Raw genomic sequence first — 19,962 nt, 5'->3', positions numbered from 1 at the left:
GTAAAATATTAATTATTGCTGTTTTTTTGAAAAGTGTTTTGTTAAAAATACATACCTAATAAACAAAGCAATTAGTAGTGGTATTAAACCAATTGCAAATACTTGTACACCAATAATCCAGTGTAAGGTTAAAAGGCATAACATAATTATTAAAAAGTTTAGGTATTTAGCAAACCATGGTTTAACATGTTTTTTTGTTAATTGAAAAACCATAAAAATATTTAAAGCAAAAGCCCATAGTAAATTATAGTTTTGGTGTGTACCAGTATGGTCTGTAGCAAACCAAAGTAGTAAAATTAAAACACCGGCAAGACCCGTAAAAATAAATAGTACAACATCTAACCAAGTGGTTCTTTTTTGTTTTTTAAAATCGGTGTAGGTAATAAAAATAATAATACTTGCTAAAATGCTAAATACAAATAACGGACTTGTTAAAAACGAATTTGATGTTGTTACATCTTTCTGTTTATAAATTACATGCGTTTTTTTAACTAGCGGTTGGTTGGTTGTTTTATGAGTTGCTGCTTCAAAAAACTTATAAATATTTTCAGGTAAAAACATATGTTCTTCGGCGGTGGCTTTTCTATCAATTACAGAGCCTAAAGCAATGTCTATACCCAAACTTCCCCATGTATTTTTGTTTACATTATCGTAAATTAAGGTTCTAAAAGTTTTTTCGGTATAACTATCAGGTAAGTTAAATGTAATATTATTGTTTGTAGCAATATTGGTTACATCTTTAATTTTTGTGGCACAATTATCAAAAAAGAACTCATATAAATAGCCTCGGTTTTCAGGTTTGTAATTGGTAATTAAGTAATTGTATAGTTGTTGTTTTTCGCTTTGCGATATATTTAAAACTTGTTCTTTTAATGTGCGGTTTAGGTAAACATAAATTTTATAAAATCTACTAAAATTATCTTTACTCATTAGGTAATTTAGTTTGCCTTGGGCAAATTTTAAATAGAAATTAGGGGCATCAAAATCATATTCACCGTAGCCATAAACCACGTCTATTTTGTTTTCAGGGTCTTTAACTCTAAAGGCACTATGGCCAAAGGCATCGTTTAATGCGTTTCCGGGGCCAGCAGTTAATATGCTAATTTCGGCAGCGTTTGATAGGTTGATTTCTTGTGAAAATGTGAACGATGATATAATTAAAAAAAGTAAAAGTAGTTGTTTTGTCATTATCTAAAAATACTAAAATCTAGTTTTAATGAAAATACGTTTGAGTATAGAGCAACACTTTGGTCTCCAATATCAGTAAAAGCATAATCTACTTGAATACCATTGTATTTGAAGCCTAAACCAAAACTAGGTTGAAAGGTTAATTGTTCAGAATTATCAATTTGTAATTCGTTTTGAAAATTGCCCATGCCAGCACGTAAGTAAACCATATCAATATAGCCAAATTCAAAACCTAAAGCAGGGTTTATACTGGCAAATGATGTTGAAATGATATCGTTATTTTCTTCAAACCTAACATTTAAATTGGCGGCAGCTAAAAGTGTATAATCGTAATTAAAATCGAATTTTTTAGAAATACCTATTTGTAATTTAGGAATGGTAATTTCAGTAGTTTCTGGCAATTCTTGATTTTGCCCTTCAACAGCATCTCTAATAGTTTCAAATTCAGTTTCATCAATAGCCCACGCGTTAAAAGTTGTGGTAATATCACGCGCCATAATTCCAAACTTCCAATTGTTATTAGTTTCAAATTGTACAGCAGCATCAAAGCCAAAACCCCATGATGATGCAAAATCTCCAATAATACGCCTAATTACCTTTGCATTTATACCATAGTTTAAGCCTTGAACGGGTAGTTTTCGGGCGTATGAAAATGTTAGACCATAATCTGCAGTAGAAAAAAGACTAATTCTGTCATAATTAATATTGCCTTGTTCATCAATAAGTTGGGTGGTGTTTAAAATATCATCAACAGCAAACCTTATTAATGAAATGGCCATAGCGCTTCTGTCGTCAAGTGGCATAGCATAAGCGGCATAATCATAATTAGCAATATTTGCAAAATAACTAGAATGCATTAAGGCAAGTTGGTTGTCTTCTAAGGCTAGTAAACCCGCAGGATTCCAATAGCCAGCATTAACATCGGCGGTATGCGAGGTAACAGCGCCACTCATGCCCAAAGCAGCAGCATCTACACCAATATTCATAAACTCATTAGAGTATTTTCTAGTGGTTTGACTGAAAACGGCAAAAAATACCAAACAAAAAAGTGTACTTAAATAAACTTTCAACTGCAATTTTTTTACAAAGATGCACATAATTTACAAACCTATAAACTTGAATTTATATTAGATATTGCTTGTAACTAAAATTGTTTGTTATTTTTACCACAAATTACAATACATTTTATGAAGCGATACATACCTAATGCTCTTACACTTTTAAACCTTTTAAGCGGATGTATTGCGGCTATATTTGCTGTTAATGGTAATTTTACTTGGGCGGCATATTTTGTTTTTTTAGGCATTTTCTTTGATTTTTTTGATGGTTTTGCTGCCAGAAAACTTAATGTGCAAAGTGAAATAGGTTTACAGCTAGATTCTTTAGCCGATGTTGTTACCAGTGGTTTAGTACCAGGAATTGTAATGTTTAAGTTGTTTGAACTTGTTGAAGCAGATTGGGGTACTTTAAATTTTGAAAACGAATTTAACCTGCCTTTTTTACCAATTTTAGGGCTTGCCATAACCTTAGCCTCGGCATATAGGCTTGCAAAGTTTAATGTAGATACAGAGCAGCAAACATTTTTTAAAGGCTTGCCAACACCAGCAAATGCCCTACTTATAATATCATTACCATTAATAATAGAGTTTCAAAATAATGATGCTGTAAATGCTATTATTTTGAACAAATATTTTTTAATAGCTCTAACAATTTTAAGCTGTTGGCTACTAAACTCTGGTATAAAATTATTTGCTTTAAAGTTTAAAAATTGGAATTTTAAAGACAATGCTACACGCTACATTTTTATAATACTTTGCGTTGTATTGCTTGTTGTGCTTAAGTTTGCAGCCATTCCTTTAATTATTTTATTGTACATAGCCATGTCTGTTTTAAACAATTTAACCTCAAAATAACATTTAAAAATGCTAGGAATTATTTTTACCCTTTTAATGCTTGTATTATTACAAGCTGTATTAGGTTTTGACAATTTATTATACATTTCATTAGAATCTAAAAAAGCCCCACAAAACGACCAAAAACGTGTTAGAAAAGTGGGTATTTTAATTGCCATAGCATTACGTATTGTTTTACTGTTTGTTTTAGTATCATTAATAGGCTATTTTCAAGAACCATTTTCATTTTTATCTGGCGGAATAGATGGTGTTGCTCATTTTGCTTTTAACGGCCACAGTTTAATTGTTTTAGCAGGTGGCGGTTTTATAATTTATACGGCTATTAAAGAAATTTGGCATATGATTTCTTTAAATGATTTAGATCATGATGTTGAAAATGGTGAGGCAGAAAAAGGTAAAAAATCATCAAATGCTGTTATAGCAAGTATTGTGTTAATGAATTTGGTGTTTTCTTTTGATTCTATTTTGGCTGCTATTGGGCTTACAAGTGAAATAAAAAATCCTACAACGGCATTTATTGTAATGGCCATAGCCATTGTAATTAGCGGATTATTAATGCTGTTTTTAGCCGATAGAATATCAGTGTTTTTAGCTAAAAATAGAATGTATGAAGTTCTAGGATTATTCATACTTTTTATTGTTGGAATTATGCTAGTTACTGAAGGAGGGCATTTAGCGCATCTTGAATTATTTGGTAATCATATAGTGCCTATGAGTAAAACTACCTTTTATTTTGTGCTGGCTGTATTGGTAATTGTTGATGTTGTGCAAGGGCGTTACCAAAAGAAATTATTAAAAGAAAAGGCAAAAGAAGAATTGAATAAAAAGGAGTATTAATTGTAAAGATTTGAAAATTTATAAAATAACGGATACCTTTTTTTCGAAATACTGTCAATTCTTTTTATGACAAATTTTCTCAATGGAACATAATTATAATAACCTAACATATTCATTAAATCAACTTTTGAATCTCTTTTCATTAAATAATCATTAGAGTTAGTGTATATATGAGCTAACACAAATGTTTTTTTTCCAAGTTCCGATTTAATAAAGTTATTATGTTTTCTGTTATTGAAAAGTCTAATAACAGAATCAAACAAAAACTCTTTTTTGTGGTTGTTTTTTATCCATTCATTCTTATATTGAACGTATTCTTTTGAGGTAGTATCTAAAAGAAAATGATGGAATTCTAACCCATCTTTATATGTGAGGTTCTTAAATTCAGCTTTATCAGTATCCTTAAAATCAAGGTTTTTAATAGTCTCTTGAATCGATTCGTATATGTACTTAAACTCAGAATCCTTTTGTAATTCATGATTTAATTCATCCAAGGTAAGTTTTTCAAGAATAGATTTTTCTAGAGGATTAGAACAACTGAGAAATATAAAAGTCGTCAACAAAACAATAAGTCTTCTTATTGTTATATTTTTAGTTAGATTAATCTCTAATTTTTTTCTTTCTAAGTTCAAAATTCTGGCCTAAATATACTTTACGCACCATGGCATCACTAGCAAGATCTTCTGGAATACCATGTTTTAAAATACCACCTTCAAACATTAAATAGGTTCTGTCTGTAATTGCTAAAGTTTCTTGTACGTTGTGGTCTGTAATTAAAATACCTATATTTTTTTTGGTAAGTTGTGCTACAATACGCTGAATATCTTCAACAGCAACAGGGTCTACACCAGCAAAAGGCTCATCTAATAAAATAAAATTAGGGTCTGTAGCAAGAGCGCGGGCAATTTCAGTTCTTCGGCGTTCACCACCAGATAATAAATCTCCTCGGTTTTTTCTAATATGGCCTAAGCTAAATTCTTCAATTAAAGATTCCATTTTCATGCGTTGTTCTTTTTTGCTTAATTTGGTTAGTTGCAAAACGCTTAAAATATTATCTTCAATACTTAATTTTCTAAAAACCGAAGCTTCTTGAGCCAAATACCCAATACCGTTTTGGGCACGCTTATACATGGGGAATTTTGTTATTTCAGTATTATCTAAAAAAATGTGTCCGCCATTAGGTTTAATTAACCCAACAATCATGTAAAACGAAGTGGTTTTACCAGCACCGTTAGGCCCTAATAATCCAACAATTTCACCTTGTTTTACTTCAAGAGAAACATCTTTAACAACTTTTCGTCCGTTATAGGACTTCATTAAGTTTTCGGCTTTTAAAATCATACTTGCAATAACGTAATTTTTATTTAATTGAAAAAGTGTTATACAACGCTAAACGCCTTTGTGGCTTTAAAATTGTTAAATAACTAGTTTTCTTGTAAGGCATCCCAAAACTCATACGCGCGTCTTAAATGCGGAATTACAATAGTGCCGCCAACTAAGGTTGCAATACTTAAGGCTTCAACAACTTGCTCTTTTGTTAAACCTTCTTTATGGCAGCTTTCTAAATGATATTTTACGCAATCATCACAACGTAAAACGGCCGATGCTACTAAACCAAGTAGTTCTTTTGTTTTTACATCTAAAGCGCCTTCTGCGTATGCGTTGGTATCTAAATTAAAAATACGTTTTATTATTTTGTTGTTGTCGTTTAATATTTTGTCGTTCATTTTTGAACGATATTCATTAAATTCGTTTACTATATCAGACATTTTTGGCTTCTTTTCGTTTTTGATTTCTGACTACAATTTTAGAAATGTAAATGCTTACTTGGTATAAAATTAATATTGGAATGGCTACTATTACTTGGCTAGCAATATCTGGCGGTGTAATTACAGCCGAAAGTATTAAAACAATTACCAAGGCATATTTTCTGTATTTTTTTAAGGTTTCAGGTGTTACTAAACCAACTTTAGTTAAAAAATAGATAATTATTGGCAATTCAAAAATTAAACCAGAGGCTAGTACAGATGATCGTACTAAACCAATGTATGAGCTTATATCTATTTGGTTATCAACAATATCGGCAACGCTGTAATTTGCTAAAAAGTTTATAGATAGTGGTGTAACTATGTAGTAACCAAATAAAACACCTATAAAGAATAATAGTGATGAAATGATTATAAAACCTCTAGAGTGTTTACGCTCACTGTCATGCAGGCCTGGGCTTATAAATTTCCAGAGTTGATAAATTATATACGGAAATGAAATAACAAAACCACCTAAAATGGCGGTCCAAATATCGGCCGAAAATTGTCCGGCCATGGTGCGGTTTTGTATTATAATTGGTATTTTTTCGTTACAAAATGTGGTGGTTACATCAATATAAGTAGCTGCTTTACATAAAAAATTATATGTTGGAAAACTCATATCTAACGGTGCAAAAATAATAGACTTAAAAATAAATCTACTAAAAACAAACGCTAAAGTAGCTACAATAATTACCGCTAAACAAATTCGTATTAAATGCCATCTTAAATCTTCAAGATGATCTAAAAAAGACATCTCGTTTATATTTTTTTTAGCCATTATATAATACCTTCTTTTATTAAATCATGTAAATGTACAACGCCTGCATAATTACCATTGCTTTCAACAAGTAGTTGTGATATGCCTTTTTCTTCCATAATATCTAACGCATCAACCGCCATAGTATCAGCATCAACTCGTTTAGGGTTTGTGCTCATAATATCTTTAGCCGTTAGTGTTGTGAAGTCAATATTTTTGCTTAGCATACGCCTAATATCACCATCGGTAATAATACCAACAATTTTATTGTTTTCAACTACAGCCGAAACACCTAAGCGTTTTTCGGTAATTTCAACAATAACATCTTTTACGTTGGCATTGGGTTGTACTTGAGGTTTTTCGCTAATTGATGAAATGTTTTCAACCCTTAAATATAGTTTTTTGCCAAGTGAACCACCTGGGTGGTATTTAGCAAAATCTTTACTAGAAAACCCGCGCATTTCAAGTAAGCAAATAGCTAAGGCATCGCCAATAACTAATTGGGCTGTGGTGCTTGTAGTAGGTGCTAAATTGTTTGGACAAGCTTCTTTTTCAACATAAGCATTTAAAATAAAATCTACGTGTTGTGCTAAAAAAGAATCTGTGTTGCCTGTAATAGCAATCATTTTGTTTTTTGCGCTTTTTATTAAAGGAACCAGTACTTTAATTTCGGGCGTATTACCGCTTTTTGATATGCAAATAACTACATCATCTTCTAAAATCAGGCCTAAATCGCCATGAATGGCATCGGCAGCGTGCATAAAAATAGCAGGTGTACCCGTGGAGTTTAATGTAGCTACAATTTTTTGAGCTATTATAGCACTTTTACCAACACCAGTAATTATAACTCGCCCTTTAGAGTTGTATATAAGCTTTACAGCTTCTTCAAAATCATTTGTAATTAAGCTTGAAAGATTTAATATGGCTTTACTTTCTGCTTCAATAGTTTGTTTAGCAATTTTTATAATAGAATTCTCGCTATTCAAAATTTATATGGTTTTAGTTGATGCTTTTAAAGAATTTCTTATCTTTAAAGGTATTCAAATTTAAATTTTGTTGTATTTTGGTTTTTCGTTACAAAGCTAACGAAAAAAATATGGGGGTTCTTTAAAATAGTCTCTTAAATTATTCAAAAAAAATATTGAATATTTTATAGTGTTTTTAAGTATAAATAAATTTTAATTATTTCATGTTGGTAGCAAAAAGTGACTTGCATTCTGCGCTTAAAAAGTATTTTGGGTTTAACAAATTCAAAGGGTTACAAGAAGATGTTGTTGAAAGTATTTTATCAGGTAATCATACATTTGTAATTATGCCAACGGGTGGTGGTAAATCACTCTGTTATCAATTGCCTGCATTAATGCAAGAAGGTACAGCCATTGTGGTTTCGCCTTTAATTGCTTTAATGAAAAACCAAGTAGATGCCATTAGAGGTGTATCAAACCAAGAAGGTATAGCACACGTATTAAATTCGTCATTAAATAAAACCGAAGTTAAACGTGTTAAAGAAGATATAGTTAATGGGGTTACAAAATTACTGTATGTAGCACCAGAGTCTTTAACCAAAGATGAAAACATTGAGTTTTTAAAATCGGTTAAAATATCATTTATGGCTGTTGATGAAGCCCATTGTATAAGTGAATGGGGACATGATTTTAGGCCAGAATATAGAAACCTACGCAATATTATTGGCAGAATTGGAGATAATATTCCAATAATTGGTTTAACAGCCACAGCCACACCAAAAGTACAAGAAGATATTATAAAAAACCTAGGAATTACTGGGGCAAATACGTTTAAAGCTTCGTTTAACAGGCCAAATTTATATTATGAAGTTAGGCCAAAAACTAAAAATGTTGATGCCGATATTATTAGGTTTATTAAGCAAAACGAAGGGAAATCTGGTATTGTTTACTGTTTAAGCAGAAAGCGTGTTGAAGAATTAGCTCAAGTATTACAAGTAAACGGTATAAAAGCAGTGCCATATCATGCAGGTTTAGATGCCAAATCAAGATCTAACCACCAAGACATGTTTTTAATGGAAGATATTGATGTGGTTGTAGCAACAATAGCCTTTGGCATGGGTATAGATAAACCAGATGTTAGGTTTGTAATTCACCATGATATACCAAAAAGTATTGAGAGTTATTACCAAGAAACAGGGCGCGCTGGTCGTGATGGGGGCGAAGGCCATTGTTTAGCATACTATTCATATAAAGACATTGAAAAATTAGAAAAATTCATGTCTGGTAAACCCGTTGCCGAACAAGAAATTGGGCACGCTTTATTACAAGAAGTAGTTGCTTTTGCAGAAACATCTATTTCTAGAAGAAAATTTATTTTACATTATTTTGGTGAAGCTTTTGATAATGAAACCGGCGAAGGTGGCGATATGGATGATAACGTTAGGCATCCAAAAAAGAAAACAGAAGCTAAAAATGATGTAGTAGTTTTGCTAGAAACCATACAGGCTACCAATGAAAAATACAAATCAAAAGATTTAGTAAACGTAATTGTTGGTACAGAAAATGCCATGATAAATTCTCATAAAACCAATGAACAACCGTTTTTTGGAAGAGGAAAAGGTAAAGAAAAAAATTACTGGATGGCACTTTTAAGGCAAGCACTTGTTGCAGGTTATCTTAAAAAAGATATTGAAACCTATGGCGTTATAAAATTAAGTGAAGCGGGTACAGATTTTATAAAATCGCCCGTATCATTTATGATGACCGAAGACCATGTTTTTGATAATGAAAAAGATGATGGCAGCATAGTAACAGCATCAAAAGGTGGCGGCGTATCTGCCGATGAAACACTTATGGGCATGCTTAAAGATTTAAGAAAAAAGAATGCAAAAAAACTAGGCGTGCCACCGTTTGTTATTTTTCAAGATCCATCATTAGAAGATATGGCGCTCAAATACCCAATATCATTACAAGAATTAAGTAATGTTCATGGTGTAGGCGAAGGAAAAGCCAAAAAATTTGGTAAAGATTTTGTGGCCCTAATAGCAAAGTATGTTGAAGAAAATGATATTGTACGTCCAGATGATTTAGTTGTGAAATCTACCGGAACAAATTCAGCAAATAAACTCTACATTATTCAAAGTATTGATAGGAAATTACCTTTAGATGATATTGCATCAGCAAAAGGATTAGAAATGAATGACTTCATAAAGCAAATGGAAGCCATTGTATATTCTGGTACTAAATTGAACATTAATTATTGGGTTGATGAAATTTTAGACGAAGACCAGCAGGAAGAAATACACGAGTATTTTATGGATTCTGAATCTGATGCCATAAACGAAGCTATTGAAGAGTTTGATGGCGATTATGATGAAGAAGAACTACGCCTTTACAGAATTAAGTTTATTAGCGAAGTAGCTAATTAAAAAGTCATATTCAGTATTTTAAATAAAATTGTAAATCGTCAATTGTAAATCGTCAATCATTCTTATCTTTGCACTTTCTTAAAAATTAGAACAATGCAAGACGGATTATACGCAAAATTCAATACAACAAAAGGCGAAATTTTAGTTGCTTTAGAATTTAAAAAAACACCAGGAACAGTTGGTAACTTTGTAGCTTTAGCAGAAGGTAACCTTGAAAATTCAGCAAAACCACAAGGCACACCGTACTACAATGGTTTAAAATTTCATAGAGTAATTCCAGATTTTATGATTCAAGGCGGTTGCCCACAAGGTACCGGTACAGGAAATCCTGGATATCAATTTGATGATGAATTTCACCCAGATTTAAAACATGATGGCCCTGGCGTATTATCTATGGCAAATGCTGGCCCAGGAACTAACGGAAGCCAGTTTTTTATAACACACGTTGAAACACCTTGGTTAGATAATAATCATACCGTTTTTGGTAAAGTACAAAGTGGGCAAGACGTTGTTAATGCTATTGCACAAGATGATGCTATTGAAACCTTAGAAATAGTAAGAGTTGGTACAGAAGCTGAAGCATTTAATGCTATTGAAGCTTTTAGAACTTTTGAAGGTGCAAGAGAAAAAAGAATAGCTGAAGAAAAAGCAAAAGCCGATGCCGAATTAGATAAATTAGCTGCAGGTTTTGAAAAAACAGAAAGCGGTTTGCGTTACCAAATTATTCAAAAAGGAGATGGCGTTAAAGCCGAAAAAGGTAAAACAGTATCTGTACATTACAAAGGGCAATTAGCTGATGGTACTGTTTTCGATTCTTCATACAAAAGAAACCAACCCATAGATTTTCCTTTAGGAGTTGGCCAAGTAATTCTTGGTTGGGATGAAGGTATCCAACTTTTAAAAGTTGGTGATAAAGCACGTTTAGTAATACCAAGTAATTTAGGCTATGGTAGCAGAGGTGCTGGTGGAGTAATACCACCAAATGCCACATTAATTTTTGATGTTGAATTAATGAATGTAAAATAAAAATAAAGTTACATTTTATATAAAAGCACACCTTTTGGGGTGTGCTTTTTTTATTACATCGAGTATTTTTGTGAGTTATTACTTGTTTTATTTAAATTTACCTTGCCTCAATAATTTTTAGTATGATTAGAGTAGAAGACGCTCCTTTTTATAAAGAAGTTTTAAAAGTGTGTATTTACCCTTTTGGTAAACTTTATATTTTTTCAGGTTTTGTAATTTCAGAAATAGGTGAAGGTGTTACCCTAAGTTGGGATAATGCCAAACAAATGGTTGCAGACGTTGAAAGCTTTTTAGGTACAGATGGTACAAACTTAGTATATATATCAAACAGAGTAAACTCATATTCTGTTGTGCCACAAGATTGGTTAAAATATTTCAAACTAAATTATGGTTTAAAAGGATATTTTGTTGTTACAGCGGCTAATAAAGGGCACTTTAATATAACTTTTGAAAAACTTTTTTTTAGAAGTAAAATAAAAACTTTTAATTGTTTGGTTGAGGCTGTAAATATAGCCAAAACAAGAAAGCAAGAAGTTGCTTAACATAATTTTTAAAACTATATTTATTTTATAAAAATATACGTTTTGAAAAAAAGCTTAGAGCAATTAAAATATCCTATAGGTAAGTTTCAATGCCCAGAAACTGTTACAACACAACATTTAAATAATTGGATTTTAACTTTAGAGCAATTCCCAATTAAGTTTGAAGCGCTAGTTAAACACTTAACAAAGGAGCAACTAGATACACCTTACAGGCCTGAAGGTTGGACTATTAGGCAAGTTGTGCATCATGTAGCCGATAGTCATCACCATAGTTACATACGTTTTAAATGGGCTCTAACTGAAGATACTCCACTAATTAAAGCTTATAACGAAAAGCTTTGGGCCGAATTACCCGATAGCAAACAAGCGCCAATTCAAATGTCTTTAGAGCACATTAAGGCTGTGCATTACAAACTAGTAGCATTGCTAAAACTATTAAAAACAGCCGATTTTAATAAAAGTTTCATACACCCCGAAACTAATAGTAAAGTGTTTTTATCACACAATGTTGGTAATTATGTATGGCATAGCAAACACCATTATGCACACGTTGAAAATGTTTTAAAAGAAAAAGGCTGGTTGTAAAAATGATTAGAACTTTTAAAGAAGAAGATACCCAACAACTACTAGAAATTTATAATTATTACGTACAAAACTCTGTAGCCACGTTTGACGATGAACCACTAAAATACAGTGTTTTTTATGAAAAGTTAAAAACCATAAATTCAGAATATCCGTTTTTAGTTTTTGAAGAAAATAACACACTTTTAGGCTTTGCCTATGCAAGCAAATTTAGGCCTAAACCAGCATACCAAAACACAGTAGAATCTACCATTTATATTAAGCATACCGCACACGGTAAAAATTTAGGTACACAATTATACCAAGCGTTAATACAAGCCTTAAAGCAAAAAAAATATCACACCGTTTTAGGTGTACTTACGTTGCCAAATGATGCTAGCGTTAAATTACACGAAAAATTCGGCTTTAAAAAAGTAGCACATTTAAATCAGGTAGGTTTTAAATTTGAACAGTGGCAAGATGTAGGCGTGTATCAGCTTATACTTTCCACTTAATATTACAACCAATACTTGGTTTTTGTAAAGCTTTATTTTCAGTGTTTTCAAGTATACAATTTAAAGCATGTTTTAAATCGGTTCCAGTTACAGGAATGTTGTTTCCTGGTCTAGAATCATCTAATTGCCCTCTGTAAACTAACGTATTTTCAGCATTAAACACATAAAAATCTGGCGTACACGCTGCATCATAAGCTTTAGCTACGGTTTGTGTTTCATCATATAAATAAGGAAACGAGTACCCTTCATTTTTGGCATGTATAGCCATTTTTTCAGGACTATCTTGTGGATAATTAATAGCATCATTACTTGAAATAGCCACAAAACCAATGCCTTTTTCTATATAGTTATTGGCTATATTTACAATAGTAGTATTTACATGAATTACAAAAGGGCAGTGGTTGCAAATAAACATAACTACAGTGCCTTTTTCACCCTTTACATCATCAAAATGTAATGTTTTATTTGAAACAGTATCAAATAGTGAAAAATTTGGTGCTTTTGTACCTAAAGGTAACATATTTGAAGGTGTATTTGCCATGGTGTTAATTTTTAATCAAATTTCGGTATAATTTGTATTTTTAAAAAATGAATGAAACAATAACTTTTGAAGATTTTACTAAAGTAGATTTAAGAGTAGGAACCATTATTGAAGTTAATGATTTTCCTGAAGCAAGAAAACCAACTTATCAATTAATTATAGATTTTGGTGATTTAGGAATTAAAAAAACATCGGCACAAATTACAAAACGTTATACCAAAGAAAGTTTACTGCATAAGCAAATTATGGCAATTGTAAATTTTCCAAAAAAACAAATAGCTAATTTTATGAGTGAATGCTTGGTGTTAGGAGCCGTAAATGGTAAAGATGTTATTTTGTTAAACCCAGAGCAAAAGGTTAAAAACGGTACGGTAGTATCGTGAAAAAAAGCAACGTTTTAAACGCTGCTTTTTTTAGAATTTATGAGTTAAATATCATCAAAATCTACATCTGTAAAACTTTCAGTAGCTTTAAGGGTGTCTTCGGTTTCAGATTTTGCAGAATATTCATTGTTGTATTCTTTTTTGAAATCTTTTTGATGACGTTCGCTTATTACTTCATCACCTTTTTCTTCTATGATATAATCTGTCATTTCAGATAAAATACTTTTAAATTCAGCAAAATCTTCTTTGTAAATATAAATTTTATGCTTTTTGTAGTGAAATGATCCATCGTCATTAGTGAACTTTTTACTTTCTGTAATAGTTAAGTAGTAATCATCTGCTTTAGTAGCTCTTACGTCAAAGAAATAGGTACGTCTACCTGCTCTCAATACTTTAGAAAATATTTCTTCTCGCTCCATCATATCATTATTATTCATAGTTGTATAGAAATTTATAGTATTATGGTTTGTGTACCAAAAATCTAAAAAAAACCTTTATTAACCAACAAATTATGAATTTTCTTTTTGAAATGTTAAGTTTTGTTGATTTTATTTTAAATATGGTAATCGTAAAATGTTGATTTAAAGGTTATTTGCTTGAAGTTTCGCTAATTTGTTTTAAATACAAATCTTTGTAGTAACCATCAGTGTTTATAAGGGTTTCATGCGTGCCCTCTTGAATAATTTTACCATCATCTAAAACAATAATTTTATGAGCATTTTTTGCTGATGATACTCTATGGCTAACAATTATAGAAGTTTTTCCTTTTGAAATTTTGTTAAGGTTTTTAAGTATTTTTTCTTCAGTTTCAGTATCTACAGCCGATAAACAATCATCAAAAAGTAATATTTTTGGAGATTTAATTACAGCTCTGGCAATAGAAACACGTTGCTTTTGCCCGCCAGAAAGCGTAATACCACGTTCGCCTAAAACAGTGTTATAGCCGTTGTTAAACTTAATAATGTTTTTATGTACTTGGGCGTTTTTGGCGGCTTCAATTACAGCTTCTTCAGTAGCGTTTTCTTTGCCAAATTTTATATTGTTTTTTATAGAATCTGAAAAAAGAAAAGCATCTTGTGGCACATAGCCAATACTGTCTCTTAAATTGTTTAAATTTAAGTTTTTTATTTCTTTATTGTTTATGGTAATACTGCCATTATCAATATCGTATAGTCTTCCAATTAAATCTAAAATAGTAGATTTACCCGAACCTGTTTTGCCAAGTATAGCAAGTGTTTCTCCTTCTTTTACAGAAAAACTGATGCCTTTTAAAGCGTTAATATTAGTGTCATCGTAAGTAAAAGATACGTTTTTAAACACAATATCACCAGTTATTTCAGTGTTTTTGGTAACAGTGTTTTTAATTTCGGGCTCCAGTTTTAAAAATTCATTTATCCGTTTTTGCGATGCTTCGGCTTGCTGAACAATAGAAGTTACCCAACCAACTGTAGCAACAGGCCATGTAAGCATGTTAACGTAAATAATAAACTCTGCAATGGTACCAATACTGTCTATTTCTCCGTTTATGTATTGCATGCCGCCAACGTAAATTACAAGTAAATTACTGGCGCCAATTAATAAAATCATCATAGGGAAAAACCATGCTTGCACTCTTGTTAAACTTATTTGTTTGTCTTTGCTTTCAATAGCTAAAGTTTCAAAATTAGTAGAGGTTTGGGGTTCAATGCCATAGGCTTTTATTACCGAAATACCACTAAAAGACTCTTGTGTAAATGTTGAAAGTTTTGATAAATACTCTTGTACAATGGTACTTCTTTTATGTATTTCTTTACTTAATTTATAAATTATTACAGATAGCACAGGCAGCGGTAAAATAGTGTAAAGCGTAAGCTTTGGTGCTTCTTTAAACATATAAATTAATGCCACCACAAAAAGTGCAACTGTGTTTATACTATACATTAAAGCGGGGCCAGAGTACATACGCACTCTACCAACATCTTCAGTAATGCGGTTCATGAGGTCTCCCGTTCGGTTCTGCTTATAAAAATTTAAAGATAGTTTTTGGTATTGTTCATAAATTTCGTTTTTTAAATCATACTCAATGTATCGCGATACATTAATAATGGTTTGCCTCATAAAAAACGTAAGTATACCAGCAATTACCGCAGCACCAATAATGTATAGAATAGCTTGTGTTAATTGCGTTTTAAAAACAGCCTCTGTAATGGTATTGGCTCTGTAATTTTCAACCGTAGCAATAATTTTTTTTACATAACGCGGTGTGTATAATAAAAATATACGTGCTGCAACAGTGGTTAAACTACCAATAATAAGGTATGTTTTATATTTTAAAAAATATTTATTTAAATGTTTTAATTCTTTCATTTAATACTAGTAAACAAGAAAGCAAATATAACGTATATATATGTTATATACTTTTAAAACGCGTTTAGTAATTGTTAAAAATACTCTAAATTATTAGTGAAATAATTAAAATTAAAAATGAAGTTTCTTTATAAAATAATATTATTTTTGCAGCGAAAAACAAACAGTAAATGTTTTATTATTTCTTAAATTAAGTTCTTTGTAATTATGCTAAACAGAAGACATATTAGAGTAAAAGTTATGCAAACTTTATACGCCTTTAAAGGTAGTGAAAGTGATGATTTTAGTAAAGACCAAAAATTTCTATTGTTTAGTATAAATAATATGTACAATTTGTACTTGTTATTAATTTCTTTACTGCTAGAAATTAGAAAAAGAGCTGAAAAAGATCTTCAAAAAAAGCAAAACAAACACTTAGCCACAAAAGAAGATAAAGACCCCAATAAAAAGTTTGTTAATAATCAGTTGTTAACTTTTTTAAGCAATAGTTTATCACTTAAAGATGAGTTAGATTTACATAAAGTTACTAATTGGGAGTTAGATACTGAATATGTTGAAATACTTTTTAAAGATATTATAAGCAGTGATCTTTACAAAGAATACATGAACACACGTGTATCTGATTTTAAAGAAGATAAAGCATTTATTGTAGATGTTTTTAAAGATATTATTGCACCAAATGATAAACTTTACGATTACATTGAAGATAAAAACTTAACATGGTTAGATGATTTGCCTACCGTAAATACCACCATTTTAAAATTGATACGTAAAGTAAAACCAAACAGTTTAGATACCCATTTTGTGCCTAAACTTTTTAAAGAAGAAGATGATAAACAATTTGCTATAGATTTGTTTAAAAAAACACTATTAAATAGAGCTAATTTAAACAAAGAAATAGAGACCAAAACCAAAAATTGGGACGCAGAAAGAATTGCAGATATTGATTATGTATTGCTACAAATGGCAATTAACGAGCTTAAAAACTTCCCTTCAATACCAGTAAAAGTAACTATAAATGAGTATTTAGAAATAGCTAAAGAATATTCTACCCCAAAAAGTAGTATTTTTATAAATGGTATTTTAGATAAACTCGTGAAAGAATATACTGACGCTGGAACCCTTAATAAAATTGGACGCGGTTTATTATAAAATGTTGTTAAGTTGAAGTTGAAAAATTTTTAATAGATTAAATAATTAGTATTTTTACCCTTACAAATAGAAAAATAATTAACATGAGAAAAGTAATTTTAGGTTTAAGCACTATGTGTTTACTGGCTTTTACAGCTTGTAAAGAAAATGCCGCAAGTAAAATAGATAAAAGTAATATTGCAGCTGCTGCCGAAAGAGATGCTCAAGCATCAAAATTCCCTGTGATTGAATTTGATAAAAAAGAACATGATTTTGGTGAAATAGAGGCTAAAAAATCAGTATCTACAGTATTTAATTACACAAACAAAGGAGATGCACCTTTAGTAATTACAGATATTAAAAGTTCTTGCGGTTGTACAGTACCACAAGATTGGAGTAGAGCACCTTTAGCTCCTGGAGAATCTGGTAAATTTACTGTTACTTATAATGGTAGTGGTTCAAATAAAATATCAAAAACAATAACAGTTACTGCTAACACCGAAAAAGGTAAAGAAACAGTAAAAATAACAGCTTTTGTAAAAACAGATGCAAAAGCAACTAATTCACCAGTACAATAACATATAAATTATGGGAGAAGGATTTGGGGCATTTATGCCAATGATTTTATTATTTGTAGTGCTTTATTTTTTTATGATTGCACCTCAAATGAGACGAGCAAAAAAAGAAAAAAAGTTTGCTGCAGAACTAAAAAAAGGCGACAAAGTTGTTACTAAAAGTGGTATGCATGGTAAAGTTTTAGAGCTTAATGATAAAGATGGTAGCTGTATTATTGAAACCTTATCAGGTAAAATTAAGTTTGAACGCACTTCAATTTCAATGGAAATGAGTAACAAAATTAATACTCCAGCAACTACAAAATAAACACTTAAATTGTTTAAAAAAATATATTAAGGCTTCATTTTTAATGGAGCCTTTTTAATATATATTATTCAAAATATTAGAGTAGAGAGTAATGTTGAAAAGTAGCATAAAGCATTACTGTAAATATAATAAGAGCGAGTTTTTTCATTATAGAAACCATTTAGCTTTTGAAATTATAAAACTTACATATAAAAAAAGGTCTCAATATATATTGAGACCTTTTTTTAAATATTAAAAGTAATTTTGATATTTAGTTTTTTCTAAGTTTTCTTACTCCAAAAGCAGTTGCACCTAAAAGCAAAATACCTAAACCTCCATCTAATGGTACTGAATCTGTAGGTTGTTTTGGTTTTTTCCAATGCTTTCTCTTCTTTTTGTACCATTTCTTTTTCCACTTATAATACCAACCAAAGCCCCAAGTTAATGTTGGGTTTTGTGCTGAAATTGTTAGTGTGTTTGTAGTTAAGTTCATTGAAGGCGCATTTGTTGTTGCATTGGCACTAGAACCAAAACAGAACATAAAAGTCAATACAAATGCTATAACCTTTAAATTTTTTAATAAAAAATTACCCTTGTCTTTCATTGTTATAAATTAATTAATATTAGATTAATAGCATTGTAAAAATATTATATGTCAATGAAATAACAGTTTTTATTCGATAAACACTGTATTTATTAGATTAAAATTGTTTTTGTAAAAACAATTTACATTAAGCCGAATAATTACGATTTTTATCGATAAATATAAAGTGAAAATATACTTAAGCTATCAATATGAAAGTTTATTTAGCCGTTAACTCTGTAATTTTACATATTACTTCTGTGGCTTTTATAATACTTTCAACAGGAACATATTCATAACGCCCATGAAAATTGTGCCCGCCAGCAAAAATATTGGGGCAAGGTAAGCCCATGTAGCTTAATTGAGAACCATCGGTACCACCTCTAATTGCTTTTATAAGTGGTTTAATTTCTAATTGTTTCATTGCTTCTTCTGCAATATCAACAATATGCATTACAGGTTCAATTTTTTCACGCATGTTAAAGTACTGGTCTTTTATTTCGGTAACAATAACCTCATTACCGTATTGGGCATTAAGTTCGTTTGTTAGTTTTACCATTACTTCTTTTCTGGCCTCAAAATGCTCTTTATCATGGTCTCTAATTATATAGTGTAGTGTGGTTTCTTCAACATCACCTTCCATGTTATGTAAATGGAAAAAACCTTGGTAACCTTCAGTATGCTCTGGCGTTTCTAGTCTTGGTAGTGAATTTATAAATTCGGTGGCTATGTACATTGAATTTATCATTTTTCCTTTGGCATAACCAGGATGCACAATTTTCCCTTTTATTTTAACTACGGCACCAGCGGCATTAAAATTTTCGTATTCTAATTCACCAATTTGGCTTCCGTCCATGGTGTAAGCCCAATCTGCTCCAAATTTTTCAACATCAAATTTATGAGCGCCTCGTCCAATTTCTTCATCGGGTGTAAAGCCAACACGTATTTTGCCGTGTTTTATATCTGGATTTTGAATTAAATATTCCATAGCCGACACAATTTCGCAAATACCTGCTTTATCATCGGCTCCTAAAAGTGTTGTGCCATCGGTGGTAATTAAAGTTTGTCCTTTGTATTGCAATAAATCTTCAAAATAATCTGGTGATAAAACAATATTTTCTTCTTCATTTAAAACAATGTCTTTACCATCATAATTATCAATTATTTGAGGTTTAACATTAGCGCCTGTAAAATCTGGCGATGTATCAAAATGCGAAATAAATCCAATAGTAGGTACCTCATGGTTTACATTACTTGGTAAGGTTGCCATAATATATGCATTAGCATCAATAGTTACATCTTGCATGCCAATAGCTTTTAACTCTTCAACTAGTTTATTGGCTAAATTCCATTGTTTTTCTGTGCTTGGTGTGGTTTTAGAGTTTGGGTCAGATTCTGTATCAATAGTTACGTAACTAGTAAAACGTTTTATTATATGTTCTTTTGAAATCATTTTAAAAGTGAATTTTTAAATGTGTAATTATAATTTCAAAATTACAATTATTAATTGTTTAGCTCTTTAACTATATTGATTTTTTATTTAAACTATTAAGTGTATTTTTGCACAAATAATACT

23 protein-coding genes are annotated in these 19,962 nt (G+C 30.9%); 11 read left to right on the top strand and 12 right to left on the bottom strand.

The window, feature by feature from the left end:
• Positions 1–12 precede the first annotated feature (12 nt).
• Complete coding sequence (locus ACYX4H_RS00210) at positions 13–1,188, bottom strand: lipoprotein N-acyltransferase Lnb domain-containing protein (protein WP_476237223.1); 1,176 nt, start codon at positions 1,186–1,188, stop codon at positions 13–15.
• Entirely contained in the window at positions 1,188–2,258 is a 1,071-nt protein-coding gene (locus tag ACYX4H_RS00205; protein ID WP_476237222.1) for a putative type IX sorting system protein PorV2, read from the bottom strand. Before ACYX4H_RS00205 ends, ACYX4H_RS00210 begins: the two co-directional genes overlap by 1 nt.
• A gap of 117 nt (positions 2,259–2,375) precedes the next feature.
• Between ACYX4H_RS00205 and ACYX4H_RS00200 the strand changes: the two genes are divergently transcribed.
• Positions 2,376–3,101: a CDP-alcohol phosphatidyltransferase family protein gene (locus ACYX4H_RS00200; protein ID WP_476237221.1), complete on the top strand. Its 726-nt coding sequence runs from the start codon at positions 2,376–2,378 to the stop codon at positions 3,099–3,101.
• Between the two features lie 9 nt (positions 3,102–3,110).
• Positions 3,111–3,938 (top strand): TerC family protein, encoded by an 828-nt coding sequence (locus tag ACYX4H_RS00195; RefSeq protein WP_476237220.1) that lies wholly within the window; start codon positions 3,111–3,113, stop codon positions 3,936–3,938.
• On the opposite strand, the gene ACYX4H_RS00190 is transcribed toward ACYX4H_RS00195, so the two are convergent.
• From ACYX4H_RS00190 to ACYX4H_RS00170, 5 genes are all read right to left on the bottom strand, one after another.
• Entirely contained in the window at positions 3,935–4,570 is a 636-nt protein-coding gene (locus ACYX4H_RS00190) for a hypothetical protein (protein ID WP_476237219.1), read from the bottom strand. The genes ACYX4H_RS00195 and ACYX4H_RS00190 overlap by 4 nt on opposite strands.
• A complete protein-coding gene (lptB, locus tag ACYX4H_RS00185) occupies positions 4,539–5,279 on the bottom strand; it encodes an LPS export ABC transporter ATP-binding protein (protein WP_475296783.1) in 741 nt (246 codons plus the stop codon). Before lptB ends, ACYX4H_RS00190 begins: the two co-directional genes overlap by 32 nt.
• Before the next feature lie 83 nt (positions 5,280–5,362).
• Positions 5,363–5,707 (bottom strand): carboxymuconolactone decarboxylase family protein, encoded by a 345-nt coding sequence (locus ACYX4H_RS00180; protein ID WP_475296782.1) that lies wholly within the window; start codon positions 5,705–5,707, stop codon positions 5,363–5,365.
• A complete protein-coding gene (gene tatC / locus ACYX4H_RS00175; protein ID WP_476237218.1) occupies positions 5,700–6,524 on the bottom strand; it encodes a twin-arginine translocase subunit TatC in 825 nt (274 codons plus the stop codon). The genes ACYX4H_RS00180 and tatC overlap by 8 nt, the downstream gene beginning before the upstream one ends.
• Positions 6,524–7,489, bottom strand: coding sequence for a KpsF/GutQ family sugar-phosphate isomerase (locus ACYX4H_RS00170; RefSeq protein WP_476237216.1), 966 nt, complete (start codon positions 7,487–7,489; stop codon positions 6,524–6,526). Before ACYX4H_RS00170 ends, tatC begins: the two co-directional genes overlap by 1 nt.
• A gap of 203 nt (positions 7,490–7,692) precedes the next feature.
• Between ACYX4H_RS00170 and ACYX4H_RS00165 the strand changes: the two genes are divergently transcribed.
• The 5 genes from ACYX4H_RS00165 (at position 7,693) to ACYX4H_RS00145 (ending at position 12,541) form a co-directional block, all read left to right on the top strand.
• Positions 7,693–9,897, top strand: a complete 2,205-nt coding sequence (locus ACYX4H_RS00165) for a RecQ family ATP-dependent DNA helicase (RefSeq protein ID WP_476237215.1) — start codon at positions 7,693–7,695, stop codon at positions 9,895–9,897.
• Positions 9,898–9,990: 93 nt separating this feature from the next.
• Positions 9,991–10,923 carry a peptidylprolyl isomerase gene (locus ACYX4H_RS00160; RefSeq protein ID WP_476237214.1) on the top strand — a complete coding sequence of 311 codons (933 nt, stop codon included), beginning with the start codon at positions 9,991–9,993 and terminating at the stop codon, positions 10,921–10,923.
• A gap of 122 nt (positions 10,924–11,045) precedes the next feature.
• The gene (locus ACYX4H_RS00155; RefSeq protein ID WP_476237212.1) at positions 11,046–11,465 is read left to right on the top strand and encodes a hypothetical protein; all 420 of its coding nucleotides are present in this window, start codon (positions 11,046–11,048) and stop codon (positions 11,463–11,465) included.
• A gap of 42 nt (positions 11,466–11,507) precedes the next feature.
• Positions 11,508–12,050 carry a YfiT family bacillithiol transferase gene (locus ACYX4H_RS00150; protein WP_476237210.1) on the top strand — a complete coding sequence of 181 codons (543 nt, stop codon included), beginning with the start codon at positions 11,508–11,510 and terminating at the stop codon, positions 12,048–12,050.
• A gap of 2 nt (positions 12,051–12,052) precedes the next feature.
• Complete coding sequence (locus tag ACYX4H_RS00145) at positions 12,053–12,541, top strand: N-acetyltransferase family protein (RefSeq protein WP_476237209.1); 489 nt, start codon at positions 12,053–12,055, stop codon at positions 12,539–12,541.
• Here ACYX4H_RS00145 and ACYX4H_RS00140 read toward each other — a convergent pair.
• Complete coding sequence (locus tag ACYX4H_RS00140; protein ID WP_476237208.1) at positions 12,525–13,082, bottom strand: thioredoxin family protein; 558 nt, start codon at positions 13,080–13,082, stop codon at positions 12,525–12,527. The genes ACYX4H_RS00145 and ACYX4H_RS00140 overlap by 17 nt on opposite strands.
• A 47-nt stretch (positions 13,083–13,129) precedes the next feature.
• On the opposite strand from ACYX4H_RS00140, the gene ACYX4H_RS00135 reads away from it, so the two are divergent.
• Complete coding sequence (locus ACYX4H_RS00135; RefSeq protein ID WP_476237207.1) at positions 13,130–13,465, top strand: tRNA-binding protein; 336 nt, start codon at positions 13,130–13,132, stop codon at positions 13,463–13,465.
• Positions 13,466–13,509: 44 nt separating this feature from the next.
• Here ACYX4H_RS00135 and ACYX4H_RS00130 read toward each other — a convergent pair whose 3' ends face one another.
• Positions 13,510–13,902 (bottom strand): PUR family DNA/RNA-binding protein, encoded by a 393-nt coding sequence (locus ACYX4H_RS00130; RefSeq protein WP_475296773.1) that lies wholly within the window; start codon positions 13,900–13,902, stop codon positions 13,510–13,512.
• 151 nt (positions 13,903–14,053) lie between these two features.
• Positions 14,054–15,811: an ABC transporter ATP-binding protein gene (locus ACYX4H_RS00125; RefSeq protein ID WP_476237206.1), complete on the bottom strand. Its 1,758-nt coding sequence runs from the start codon at positions 15,809–15,811 to the stop codon at positions 14,054–14,056.
• A 240-nt stretch (positions 15,812–16,051) separates the two neighbouring features.
• Between ACYX4H_RS00125 and nusB the strand changes: the two genes are divergently transcribed.
• The 3 genes from nusB (at position 16,052) to yajC (ending at position 17,824) form a co-directional block, all read left to right on the top strand.
• Entirely contained in the window at positions 16,052–16,963 is a 912-nt protein-coding gene (gene nusB, locus ACYX4H_RS00120) for a transcription antitermination factor NusB (RefSeq protein WP_476237205.1), read from the top strand.
• A gap of 83 nt (positions 16,964–17,046) precedes the next feature.
• The gene (locus ACYX4H_RS00115) at positions 17,047–17,520 is read left to right on the top strand and encodes a DUF1573 domain-containing protein (RefSeq protein WP_476237204.1); all 474 of its coding nucleotides are present in this window, start codon (positions 17,047–17,049) and stop codon (positions 17,518–17,520) included.
• A gap of 10 nt (positions 17,521–17,530) precedes the next feature.
• Positions 17,531–17,824 (top strand): preprotein translocase subunit YajC, encoded by a 294-nt coding sequence (yajC, locus tag ACYX4H_RS00110; RefSeq protein ID WP_476237203.1) that lies wholly within the window; start codon positions 17,531–17,533, stop codon positions 17,822–17,824.
• Positions 17,825–18,074: 250 nt separating this feature from the next.
• Here yajC and ACYX4H_RS00105 read toward each other — a convergent pair whose 3' ends face one another.
• Together ACYX4H_RS00105 and pepT are read right to left on the bottom strand one after the other, a co-directional pair.
• The gene (locus tag ACYX4H_RS00105) at positions 18,075–18,407 is read right to left on the bottom strand and encodes a PID-CTERM protein-sorting domain-containing protein (protein WP_476237202.1); all 333 of its coding nucleotides are present in this window, start codon (positions 18,405–18,407) and stop codon (positions 18,075–18,077) included.
• A gap of 199 nt (positions 18,408–18,606) precedes the next feature.
• Entirely contained in the window at positions 18,607–19,839 is a 1,233-nt protein-coding gene (gene pepT / locus ACYX4H_RS00100; protein ID WP_476237201.1) for a peptidase T, read from the bottom strand.
• Between the last annotated feature and the right edge of the window lie 123 nt (positions 19,840–19,962).

It is taken from the genome of Seonamhaeicola sp. ABD4_340, from assembly GCF_056312135.1.
Note: the sequence above shows the minus strand (reverse complement) of the source record. Positions and strands in the feature narration are given on the sequence as shown.